This window comes from Brumimicrobium glaciale, assembly GCF_004152935.1.
In the GTDB taxonomy this organism is placed as follows: Bacteria; Bacteroidota; Bacteroidia; order Flavobacteriales_D; family Crocinitomicaceae; genus Brumimicrobium; species Brumimicrobium glaciale.
Map to the genome: position 1 here is coordinate 706639 of NZ_SETE01000002.1, position 12911 is coordinate 719549.

The 12911-nt window shown below is 34.8% G+C and carries 8 protein-coding genes; 1 reads left to right on the top strand and 7 read right to left on the bottom strand.

Features of this window, described 5'->3' with window-relative positions; translation table 11 throughout:
- Nucleotides 1-86 precede the first annotated feature (86 nt).
- A complete protein-coding gene (locus ERX46_RS06685) occupies nt 87-1196 on the bottom strand; it encodes a glycosyltransferase (protein WP_130093063.1) in 1110 nt (369 codons plus the stop codon).
- Entirely contained in the window at nt 1189-2079 is an 891-nt protein-coding gene (locus ERX46_RS06690; protein WP_130093064.1) for a lysylphosphatidylglycerol synthase domain-containing protein, read from the bottom strand. Before ERX46_RS06690 ends, ERX46_RS06685 begins: the two co-directional genes overlap by 8 nt.
- 65 nt (nt 2080-2144) lie before the next feature.
- On the opposite strand from ERX46_RS06690, the gene ruvC reads away from it, so the two are divergent.
- The gene (ruvC, locus tag ERX46_RS06695) at nt 2145-2720 is read left to right on the top strand and encodes a crossover junction endodeoxyribonuclease RuvC (RefSeq protein WP_130093065.1); all 576 of its coding nucleotides are present in this window, start codon (nt 2145-2147) and stop codon (nt 2718-2720) included.
- A 2-nt stretch (nt 2721-2722) separates the two neighbouring features.
- Here the strand turns inward: ruvC and ERX46_RS06700 are convergent, their stop codons facing one another.
- The 5 genes from ERX46_RS06700 to ERX46_RS06720 all read right to left on the bottom strand — a co-directional run bounded on the left by ERX46_RS06700 (nt 2723) and on the right by ERX46_RS06720 (nt 12746).
- The gene (locus ERX46_RS06700) at nt 2723-3112 is read right to left on the bottom strand and encodes an HIT family protein (RefSeq protein ID WP_130093066.1); all 390 of its coding nucleotides are present in this window, start codon (nt 3110-3112) and stop codon (nt 2723-2725) included.
- Nucleotides 3109-3585 carry a transcription elongation factor GreA gene (gene greA, locus ERX46_RS06705; protein ID WP_130093067.1) on the bottom strand — a complete coding sequence of 159 codons (477 nt, stop codon included), beginning with the start codon at nt 3583-3585 and terminating at the stop codon, nt 3109-3111. Before greA ends, ERX46_RS06700 begins: the two co-directional genes overlap by 4 nt.
- A 78-nt stretch (nt 3586-3663) precedes the next feature.
- Nucleotides 3664-4722, bottom strand: coding sequence for a PorV/PorQ family protein (locus ERX46_RS06710; protein WP_165366173.1), 1059 nt, complete (start codon nt 4720-4722; stop codon nt 3664-3666).
- Between the two features lie 33 nt (nt 4723-4755).
- The gene (locus ERX46_RS06715) at nt 4756-8958 is read right to left on the bottom strand and encodes a T9SS type A sorting domain-containing protein (protein WP_130093069.1); all 4203 of its coding nucleotides are present in this window, start codon (nt 8956-8958) and stop codon (nt 4756-4758) included.
- A gap of 20 nt (nt 8959-8978) precedes the next feature.
- Nucleotides 8979-12746, bottom strand: a complete 3768-nt coding sequence (locus ERX46_RS06720; protein WP_130093070.1) for a carboxypeptidase regulatory-like domain-containing protein — start codon at nt 12744-12746, stop codon at nt 8979-8981.
- Nucleotides 12747-12911 lie beyond the last annotated feature (165 nt).

Here is a 12911-nt window from a genome sequence, read left to right on the forward strand (position 1 = left end):
TTAAGCTAATTCTGGAAGGAAGCGATGATTCGATCATTCCCAAGAATTATCGGTACAATTTTTCATACTCATTCTGGTGTTCAACCTCATTTTCTTTCTCTTTCTCTTTCTCTTTCTGTCACCCGTCCTTTCCAAGCCGGCTTATAAAATACTGCCAAAATCCCCACGACCAAGAACAAAACAGGATAAATCACTTGGAAAAATGGCAACATCAATACATTCTTTGAATCTCTCAATTTTTGAGCATAATTCAAATAAACCAATGCGTCAATCAATAATCTAATTAAAAAAATGCTGCCAAAAACCAACCAACCTCCTGAGATTGCAGCTAACAATAATGCTGCAAATCCACCAATAAAATAGATAAAAACAAATAATCCAATCAAAGAATCAATCCAATCCATATTGAATTTACTTTTACTTAACCAACGCACCCTTTGATCAAAATAAGCTTTCAACGACTTTGGGGCATCTGTTTCAACACTATTTCGATATGCATTACTGATATAAATTGGAAGACTGTTCTTTCTGAATTCTTTTAAAAGAAAATAATCATCTCCGGATGCTAAATGTTGATGAGATTTTAATTGTTCTTTATAATCTATAGATTTAGAATCAAAGATAAGGTTTGCTCCACTAATAGAAATTGGCCAGATAGAAGAAAATAAAAAATTAAAAGCATTAAAAAATGAATATTCTGTGCTGAATAATTTACCGAGAAACCCTTTTCCTTTCATTACTACAGGCAGCGATGAAAGACCTTCAGCATATAATGACGAAAAGGATTGAAAATAATCTTCGTTCAAAACAACATCTGCATCTAATGTTAAAATGAATCTTGAATTAGCTTTTTCAATTCCATAATTTAAAGCAGCTTTCTTTCCTGATTGATTGAGTGGCAATGAAAACAGAAATCCAATATTATGTTCTTCTATAAATGAATGAATAATTGCTTCAGATTTATCATTAGAATGATCATTTACAAACAGAACTTCGTTGGGGATATGTTGCTGTTTTAAAATTGAAGCTAATAATTGAGGCAAATTTTGTTCTTCATTTCTAAAAGGAATAACAACTGATATTTTAGATAATTCTATTCCTTCTAACTTTGGTTTTCTAATCCCTAAGGAAAAGAACTTTATTCCTGTAAATAACAAGAAACTGAAAAGCAGAAACAGTAGATAAAACTCAGGCATTGACTATAGTTTTTTTCCTAATGATAAAGACTAAACCAAGCAATGACGGAATTCCAAGGTTTATAAACCACAAAAGCAACGAGGAAATTACAATGATTGCATCGTTTTCAACGAAAAGACTTAAAATAATAAGTCCTGCCGTTTCACGAATAATTAATTTCCCAAAGAGTAAACTTGGGGTAAGCGTGCTCACCAAATACACCAAAAATATTCCAGCATAAAGCATAAATGAGGGAGATATTCCAAAAGCCATAAGCATGAATAGAAACTGTGTTGAAAAGACAAGATAACGCATTCCACTTATCGTTAACAATGGAAATACAAGATATATAGATTGCTTTTGGAACTGAATCAAAATGTTCTGCTTTTTATTGAGAAACTTAATTCTACTTAATGGAACAAAAGGTACAGCAAAATAGAAGAGAATAGAAAGAACGAATATTACAATTAACACACTCACAATTGCATTTCCAAATGAAGACAAGAGGAAATCAAAGAGAAATAAAAAACCTATTCCACCAAATATTAGCGTTACTATAAATTGAGCAAAATTGCTGTAAAGCGTTCCTAAGATTAATTGTCCACGCACTTTACCTTTAAAGAATAACATTCTACCAATAAAATTTCCTATTCTATTCGGCGTAATTATTCCAGTGGTTACCCCTGAGAAAAGAGAATGTGTGAGATCTTTTAAACTATAAGAAATTTGATTTACTTTTAAGATTCTTTGCCATTTGAATAATTCTAACCCCCAATTTAATGGTAAAAAGAATAAAACTAAAATAAACCAAATTGGGTTTTCAATTTTTAAAGATTGAAACTGATTAAATTCAATACGCGATAATTGCTGCACGAAAAAATACAACACACCGATAAAGAGCATTAGTTTTAATGTCCAGACGAAAGTCTTTCGTACCTTTATGTTTTTAATCACGCTCACATTTAATAATGGTTGAAGATAAAATAATTCTCGGAATTGACCCCGGAACTACGATAATGGGATATGGAATTATTCACATCAAAAACAAGAAAATGTCTCTTGTTACTTATGGTGTGATTCATCTTGCAAAGCTAGCAACTCATCCTGATAAATTAAAAAGAATTTTTGAAAGAGTTGACGGTTTAATCAAAGAGTTTAAACCAGATGAAATGGCAATTGAAGCGCCATTCTTCGGGAAAAACGTTCAATCAATGCTGAAACTTGGAAGAGCACAGGGCGTATGTATAGCGGCCTCATTAAACCTTAACGTTCCATTTGAGGAATATGCTCCTAGGAGAATTAAACAAGCCATAACAGGAAAAGGATCTGCAAGTAAAGAACAAGTTGCTGCTATGATTCAAAGTTTATTAGGTTTAAAAGAAATCCCTAAGCAATTAGATGCTACGGATGGATTGGCGGCGGCAATTTGTCATTACTATTCTAAAGGTATAGGTGAGCATAATAAAACAAAGGCCTCCAATTGGAAAGCCTTTATTAGTCAAAATCCAGAACGCAATAAGAGTCCAGAAGCAAAAAAGAAATAACCTTAAGCTTCTTTAATCATTTTGGCAATACTTTCCATTTCTTCAGACGGTAAACTCAATTTTGCCTTTCCAAAATCCATATCTGCTATTCCATTAATAGGAATAAGGTGAATATGAGCATGAGGAACCTCAAGACCGATCACAGTCATTCCAATTTTCTTACAATCGAATACTTTATCCATTTGCTTGGCTACAGATTTAGCGAAACTCATGAACTCACCTAAAAGATTATCTTCAATGTCGAAGATATAATCAATCGGCTTCTTAGGAATTACTAGAACATGCCCTTTTACAATAGGTTGAATATCCAAGAAAGCTAAGAACTTATCATTCTCTGCTACTTTATAACTTGGTATTTCACCGCTTATTATTTTTGTAAAAATTGAACTCATGATCTAGTGATTTCTAATATTTCAAATTGTATAACTCCTCTTGGGGTTTCAATGTTTGCTACATCTCCTAAGGATTTACCTAAAAGACCTTTTCCAATTGGAGAATCAACTGAGATTTTCTTTTCTTTTAAATCAGATTCATTCTCTGCTACAAGCGTATAAGTAACTTCCGTATTATTCGAAAGATTTTTTATTCTCACATTAGAAAGAATTAGCGCTCTTGTAGTATCAATGTTTGTTTCATCGATTAGACGAGCACCCATAATTACAGTTTGCAATTTAGCAATTTTCATTTCTAGGAGCCCTTGCGCTTCTTTTGCAGCATCATATTCAGCATTCTCAGATAAATCTCCTTTATCGATAGCCTCACCAATCTGAGCAGAGATGATAGGACGTTGAACACGCTCCATATCCTGCAACTGGTCTCTTAATTTCTTAAGTCCAGCTTCTGTATAGTAATTTATTTTTGTCATTTTAAAAAATATTGATAAACAAAAAAACAAGAGAGCCATATGACCCTCTCGTTTCCACAAATGTAACTAAAATTTTTATTACTTCAAACTAAGTGTAATTCCAAAAGTATTAATAATACCAAATGGGTTTGAAGTACGCATTGCATATTCAAAACCTAATGGTATACCTTTGTCTCCTAGTAAAGCATCAACAGATATCCCAGCAGTTAAACCGGTTAAACTACTTGTAGATTCTTCACGGTTAAAAATTGCTTTTTCACCAACAAAACCAGCTCTTACATTGAAAGCAGCTTTCTTGAAAGCCATTCCATAGTCAAGACCTACGTTGAATTGATCATTTGTAAATGAGTTAGCATGAAATGCTGCTGCTGCAGTTAACTTACTCGTCTCATCAAAGATGAAATCATAAGAGAATCCCATTGCTAATAAAGAAGGCATTTCAAAAGATGCAGAACGTTGAACCATAGTTGCAACTCCTCCAGCACTTTGATAGAAAATCTCCTTAGATAAACCATCCCCTTCAAATTTCATTGGCGTACCAACGTTTTTCAAAGTAATACCAAATTTAACTTGATCTTGCTCACCCGTCACATAACGAATACCAGCATCAAAAGCAACACCAGAAGCTTTCATGTTAGCTATGTTTTCATTCATCACTTTAATGTTTAATCCTGCATAAATAGAGTTAGAAAACTCACGTGCAAAACCAATGTTAATGATGTTTTTTCTTGGACTAAATGAACCTATTCCACCTTCTGGTAAATCTACAGTTGTAATATCGATATCTCCATATCCAAATGCTTGAATAGAAAGAGCGACTACTGTTTGAGCACCTACTCGTTGTGCAATACCGGCAGAATTCAAAGAAATTCCAGCATCACCTAACCAGTTAGTATAATTAAACTTAATCTGAGTTTTATCTGTGAAGGCTAAACCTGCGATATTTACAAATTGTGCTTCTAATCCATCAGTTGATGCAATTCCAGCAGTTCCAAAAGCCGTTGAACGGGCCCAAGGATTTACTAACATTTCACTAGCACCTGCAGAACCGATTCGATCTTCGTTACCGGCCAATGTTGGGAAGCTCATAGCTAGAGCTCCCACAATCATTGTACCTTTTATTATCGTTTTTAACATATTCATTGTTTACTAAAGTTAAGTGTCTGTTGCTTATAAATTCTCTAAATCTGATTGACGCAATCCACCGAAGAACTTAACAACTCTTTCTCCGATACCTTCAACGTTAACGTGAATTAGATAAACTCCACCAGCAACTGCAATATTATCGCTGTTTTTCAAATCCCAATCAATTGATGTAATAGGACTGTCTTTATCGTAAGCTCTAATTAATTTACCTGAAGTATTGTAAATTCTAACTTTACAACGCTCTGGTAAGTTTGTAATCTTAACACGTGTATCTAATCTTCCTCTTTCGTATTCAGAATAACCATAGTATGGATTAGGAACAACATTGATCATATCAAGAACACTTGCTAAAGTAGCTGCGTCATTTTTGATTGTTCTAAAGTCATCCATTGACCACTCGTAAGTTGGTTTTCCACCAAAGACACCAGACTGATTGTAATTAGCATATTGCTTATTAATTCTGATTCTCATTCTAACATCAGTTTCAAGCAATTTACTGTTAGCAGCTAAAATTGGATTAACTACCCATGATAAACCACCATATACATCTTTGTATGCAGCTTGTGTTTCTTGTGCTAATTTCTGATAAACATAGTTTCCTTTATCATAAGTAGGAATCAATTGATCTTCATTACCGAATACATAAACAACATGTTGTCCACCGAATAATGGGCTACTTGTAGAGTTCACTAGTTTTGAAGTTGGGTTCCAAATCATATCAGCACCGTTTTCACCTACTAAGAAAGAATTCTCACCATAAGCCATATTTAATCTTCGACCAGTTTCAACATCAATTGTATATCCTGGGAACCATCCCATTCCTGTAGGAGTTGTTCCATCAGGATTTGCTTCAGATGCTTTATAACCGTCGTCACCTAACTGTCTTCCGTTTTTGTCAATTGAAGGACTCATACGTAATAAACCAGCTTTACCACCATTAACATTTAAGTTTGCGTCTTTACCAAGTTCGATAACTGGACAACGTGTCCATTTAGACTTATCACTTGTTACTACGATATCAACACTAGTTTGATAAACAGATGGCATTTTAAGCGTCTTAAGTGAAGTAAATGATCCAGTTGAAATTCCGTTTGTATTAGAAATCCCAATAGTCATGAAACCACAGTCATTTATTCTCGCCATTTGACCTAATGTTACTGTACCTCCAAGTATTTTTGTAAATACTTTATCAGGATCAGCTCCTACGAAGTCACCATAACAACATGGATTATTCAAACCTGCTTCAGGTAAACAGTCATCAGGTTGTGTTGGAGAGTAATCTCCTGAATAAATCCAGTTTCTTGGATCGTAAGAATCAACATCTTCTATTCCAGACAACCATCTTTTTGAACTATCAGCAAATTCTAACGTTGTTTCGATTGGCATTGCTATTCTATCTCTAAAATTACAGTTAGCTATATCTTTAGCACATGGATATAGATCCTGGAAGATAGATACTGAAAGACCCCATTTTGGAATCAATTGCTCGTTATTGTCTTTGATTGTTCTTCTTGAAGATACCTTTTCAATAAAAGCACCACCTTTTGAAGCATATCTATTGATTGTCCAGCTAGCTGTATCAATTTTAGAATATTTATCAAATGCTAATGTAAAGTAACCATCAACTAAGTTTAAAGGGTCTACAACTTTCACGTCAATTGGACCTTTACCACGTTGGTAAGTTGGTGTATCAACAGAACCATTTTTCACGATGAAATCTTCTGTCGCTTTTGTTAAATCAACAACTCTATTCCCATTTCCTTGACCATCTAAGGTTGTTATCTCAGGAGATGAACCATAAGGCAAACTTATGATAGTACCGTCAAATCTTGGTTTTGGAGAGTGAGGAATACCTACTTCAGCCTTAATTGCTGTTCCATCAGCTGACAAACGAGAGCTTATGTAAGGTAATTTTTGACCATCAATTAAATTTGCATCAGAAGGATCATAAGGTTTAAACTCATTATGAGCATAAGCAATCGCAATGTAATAGTACGTTTTGTGATTCACTAATGCTTTTCCTGTAAATGCATCTTCATTGATTTGGTAAGAGTGACGAATACCAGTGTTTCCACCATCAGCCATAATACGCGGCTGAGCAAAACCTAATTGTTCGTTAAATTCAAAGTTAATCAATCTATCAACATCATTTTTAATATCACTTTGAGCAACAAGTCTAGCTTTATCATTCAATCCAATATCAGAAACACCTGCTTCAATATTCACCATTTGGTAAATTTGGTAACCTTCGAATCTGTAAACTTTATCTATTGCAGAACCATCAATTGGGTCAACAATGTTGATATTATCTTCTTCAGCATAAACTTCATCAACGTTATTTCCGAAAGGATTGTCGATCATCAATACCAACTCATTTTCTAATTCTACAATTTTTAGAACTGGAGCAGTTGGTGGATCTAAGATCTCAAAACAGTTATCAAATAACGCTTGTGCTTTCGTATCGTTTTTACGTAAAGCCTCAACAGAAGCAAATCCGTTACCTTCAAAAGCACGACCGTAAACAACACCTACAGTTAAGTTATTCACTGCACCAGGAGTTAATGTAAAAGGACCAGCAGATTGTAAGAAACGTCTATCACCAATTGGGTTAGAAGTATTGTTACCATCTACATTAATCTCTGACCAATTCCATCCCATATCCTGACCATTTGTTCCAAAATGTAATGGATCTGTATCATCTGGGTAGGTATAAGCAGCAGGTACATTTGTACCTCCAGTAGAACCTTGGTAAGCAGTACCTCCATAAATGAAAGCCGAACCATCTTTCCAGAAACCTGTCATATAGCTATAGAAATCACTAGGGCTTGAAGGGTCATCCGTTGCTGGAGTTCCAAGGTCACCTCTATTATAGTAATTAAACCTACGCATTCCGAAACGTTCGTTATCAACAATTCCATCAGAATAACCAATACCTATACCTTCATATACAATACCTTTTCCTGCAATTGCTTCGTTTACTGAAGGAACTACATAAAGGAAAGTACCGTCTTGTTGTTCTTCCATACGTGGACCAACATTATCAATATTATCAGCATCTTGGTATGGTCCCTCAAAGAAATCAATACCTACAGCAGGAGGGTTTTCACCATATCCTGGCGCACCATTTCCACCTTCATCGAAGTTATCACCGTTGTAAGCATAACCTAAACCTCTAGAAACATCACAACCAACATAATCATCTTCTGCAAATCCTACATCTGCATCAGCATATTGTGTAAAGTAAGTGTCTTTTAATACAGTTGAACTACGGTTAATCATTTCATAGTTATAGAAAGTCATTCTATTTACTTCATCATTTGTTGCAAAAGAGAAAGCTTGAGCACGAATTTCCATTCCAATAGGATCAGCTCCTGATTCAGTATGAATGTTTCCTTTGTCATTAAATACCCACCAGTTCGTTTCATCACCAAATAAGGTAACACGTCTGTCAAAACCACATTTAACGTCATCTCTTCCAAGAATGTCGTCAAACCATGGAACATCACCTTGGTTAGGGTCATACGTTCCATCTCCAGCACCACCTTGTGAAGGATAGTCATAGAAAGGAGCTAAATAATAATCTTGCTTTTTATTAACATCGTCACCATGAGCTGGCCAGTTGTTAATTCGTTGAATCGCATCATTTGTTAATGGAAAAACATCATTACAGTTTGGATCTAATCCACATTCATAAGTCAGAGTGAAATTAATCACCTCTGATTTCTTAATAGGGAAAAACTTATCGTATTCTTTACAAGTTTCCGGATCGATTGTTGCTAAACCAAAAGGTCTAATAGCGTTATCGCCAACAGGCTGACTTGGATCGTAATTTCCACTTGATGGAATTACTGATAAAGGTCCTGCCCAAAAGTCATTTCCTTTAGTACGGAACAAAACAGCTGCAAGCTTCAGTTGACCATTAACGTCAACTCCACCCATCCAAATTGAACCAGAATACAACACGTGGTTACCACCATCAATAGGCACTTCGTAAGAAGGTACACTCGTTTGGCGATTTTGCCATAATGATCCACCGACTTCAACCAAAGCCTTCACATCATTAAATTGCATAAAAAGTAATCCATCTGAAGGCGGACAATTTGCCTTATTATAATTCTGCTCTCCACCTAAAGGTTTCGATTTACCAGAATCAGCAGTTGGATCAATGGCGGCGTTTGTTCCAAATGCGAAACCAAACCCGATCAATACTATTAATAATAATCTCATAATCTTTTTGTTTTAATCTATTAAAAATCAAATTTAACACCCAATCTTATTGTTCTTGGTTGACTTATATTGTATGGGTTATTCATGTTCATACTGTACAAATCTCTGTACGCCTGCTCATCTAACTTATTTTGAATAGTTGATTGCCATTCCGCAGCAGCTAAGTAACCATCGTCATCAACAACACCAGTTGCTCTATATACACCTAATACGTTAAATTGATTAAGAAGGTTGGTAACTCGAACATAAACATTTAAATAAGCACGTTTTTTCTTTTCATTTTCTTTTCCAAATTCAAGATCGATAGTCTTATCAACTTGAAGATCTAAACGGTAAGTCCATGGTTTACGTGATCCATTCAATCCACCTGTCAACTGAGGCGTACCTGCAGTAATAGCTGCTGGAGTAATATTCTTTTGAGCTGAATAAGGAGTTCCCGAATTAACTAATGTTATAACGTTTAATCCTGTATTTTCAAAAATGTTTACATCTTTAATTACTGGTCCATTATAATCTTTTCCTGATCCGTAACGGTAGTCAACTGTGAATGCAAAAGCATGTCTTTGATCATAAGAGAAAGGATAAACAACACGTAAATCTGGTTGATTTGAGTTAACAAATGACAAAGCAGATTGAGCGTCAGATCCAGTTCCTTCAGCAAACTGTAAAGTGTAGTTAGCTGTCATTCTTAAGTTACCTGTTCTTCTTAGGTCATACTCTAAAGTCAAACCTTTAACAGTACCAAAGTCACGGTTACCATAAGTCTTATATGTTACAGGGTAAGCTTCAAAAACATTTCTTACTTGAATTTGATCTCTCAACTCACGGTAGAAAGCACTTACTTTTAAAGAAGAAGTACGTGTTAATACTTGTTGGAAACCGAATGAGTAGTCAATCGTTTTATCTGGACGAAGATTCGCATTATTGATTACAATGTTTCTTGCTGTAATGTATTGATAATCGATTGGGTCAAAACGCAATCCTGTAGAAGGTCTACTTGTCAAGATATCGTAGTTAGCAAAGAAGTTTGCTTCATCAGAAATCGGGAAAGAGAATGCAATACGTGGCATAACGTTAATCGCAACTTTATAATCTTCAAAAGCATCTGCTGAAATAGAAGTTTGTTCTGGTTTCAACAACCAAGGCGCAATACCTGAAGCTCCTCTTAATGTAGAAGGATCTTGTGTAACTGTACCATCTTGATCGAACCAAACTTCACCATCTCTAAATCCGTTAATTTGTGTTGGATTAGTTACATCGTTTACATAAACAACGTAGTCCTCACCAATACTTTCAGGAATATTTACCCAACCGTATGTACCTTCATCACTAGCTTTTAAAGATTTTGCTTCAGCCACTGAACGTGAATTATAGAATAAATATGGATCTTTTAAAACTGGTTGATTCGCATCGAAAACATCTACACGAACTCCAACGTTAAATACGATATCATCAAAAGAGAATTTATCCATGATGTATCCAGAAACATAAGTTGGTTGGAAAGCACCGATAAATCTTTTGTAGTTACCATTTTCATCTGTATCATTAAAATACTTGTTAATATCAGTAGCTCCAGAAACTTTTTCACCAGTGTGATCATAACCGTAGTAAGAAATAAGATTACGACCTTGGTTAAACAACTCATCTGGAGAGAACATATCTAAATTAAAGATACTTGGATCATAACGGTCGATATCTACATAGTCAGTTCCTGCTGGATCAAATCCAATAGCTTTTCTGAAATTATAGTCAAAGAAATATTGTTCATCATTTTGTTCAACACCTCCATACTCACCATTTCCTTCATTTGCAGCATAACTTGTGTTCAAACGTTCATAAGTTACACGAGGATATGTTCCGTAAAAGTCATAAGATGGTTTACTCAAGTCTAGCTCTTCGATATGACTGTTCATATACAAACGAGATATTTCCCAAATCCCCATTGGTCCACTACCTGCTCTAGAGAAATAGTTTCCTGATCCCCATCCACGGTCCCAACGTTGTTCGTACTCAACACCTAATGAGATATTGTGTCCACCAATTACAATTGATGCAGAACCTGTGATACGTAATTGTTCTTCTTCACCTTTATAGAATGCGTTATAAGGAGTACCTAAGTTATTCCAAATACCGTAAACTTCTCCTGGAGAATCTCCATTTCTTAGTCCACCACCTTTATTGATTTGCTCAATGTTTTGGTAACTACCATTTGGATCTGGATTCAAAGCATAATATTGACTCGTAATTGCAGATAAAGTAGGATTAAGATCTGAAGGAGTAAAGTCAACTATGATAGATTCAAAATCATTGTGAATTAAACTATCTGGAGTATCATTAAACTCATAAGTTGGTCTAAAAGTAGAGTTAAAGAATCCTACGTGACCATAGTTAAATACATCATACTCGTGCTTTTCATCAAATACTTTTCTAGTTGATTTTGAATAATCTACCATTAAGTTATAATAGAAGCTTTTTACTTTAGAACTTGATCCTTCTGTATCATTTCTAAATCTTTGTGTTAAACGACCATAAACTCTCCAGTCAAAATCACTTTGGTTACCAAAGTTTTCAAAATTATAAAGAGATTGTTTAAAGTTGTAATTTTTACCACCACTATAATTCATAGATCCACCAAAAGTTAAGTTAACAGTTGGTCCAGTGTTTACATCAATTTTACCTGCAGCAGAAATAGTTCTACGGCGTGCATTCATTCTGTAGTTTGTTTTTTCAAAATTATCTTTTCTCAAGAAATCTGAGTTATTAAAATAACCTGTTCCATCTGCTGAAGGTCTTAGTGGATTATCTAATAATGATTGTCTTGCTTCTTTTGTAATTCTATAAGAACCATCAGCAAAAGGACGTGAATCTATTTGATCATTAAAAGATGCAGAAAGCAAGAAACCTAAAATTGGCTCTGTTTTTCTACCATTTGAATCTTTTTTCATCAAAAGTGGACCAGAAATCATTCCTTCCACTAAGTTATAACCGAATTGATCTAAACCAATTACTTTTCCGTCATACCCTAATTCATCTTCTCCTTTAAAGTAGAAACCAGAAGACACTGCTTCCAAACTACCAAAGTACTCTGCCGTAGGGCCCCTTGTTGTTACTGAGATAATCCCTCCTGTAGCATCACCATAATTAGCAGGAACTCCACCTGTAATTACCTGAACCTCTTCAAGAGCTGATTTCGGAAGGTTAGAAGAACCACGTACTTTAATACCATCTATATAATAGTATGAAGCTCCCTCACGAGAACCCCTAACGCTAATCTCTCCAGAACCTTCTGATTGATTCACACCACCAACGGTAGATGCAACACCAGATGCAGAACGAACAGGAAGTTTTGAAATATCTTCACGTGTTACTGTAGAACCCTGTGCTCCACCATCCTTATTAATCAAAGGCACTTTATATGCAATAATCTGGACTTCATCCATTTCTTGCACATCATCTGGCTTTGACAACTTCGTCTTATCTAAGAATGTAATTTTTTCAGCTGAAACTGAAACATTCTCTATTTTCATCGCTTGGTATTCTTGCGATCGAAACTCGACATCATAAGAACCAGATGAAATTGATGGGAATTGAAATTTTCCATCAAAATCTGACTCAGTACCTCCTTTGATAATACCACCTTGGTATAATACAACTTTAACAAAAGGAATTGGTTCATTTGATTCGCTATCAAGAACGGAACCTTTAATAGTTCCATTTCCGGCCTGTCCAAATACAGTACCTACCGACAATGCGATGCTTAAAAACAAAAAGTAGAATCTACGTATCATAAGTTATTGTTATTTATTCTTACTCATTTTATTCGAAAAGTGTAAATATAGAAAAAATTCATTTAGAAAAATTAACATCTAAGAAAAAAACTATTCTGATTTACATATTTGTCATTAACAAAGGTAATTGGTTAATTCAAATTAAAATATTTGTTAAACTGTAAA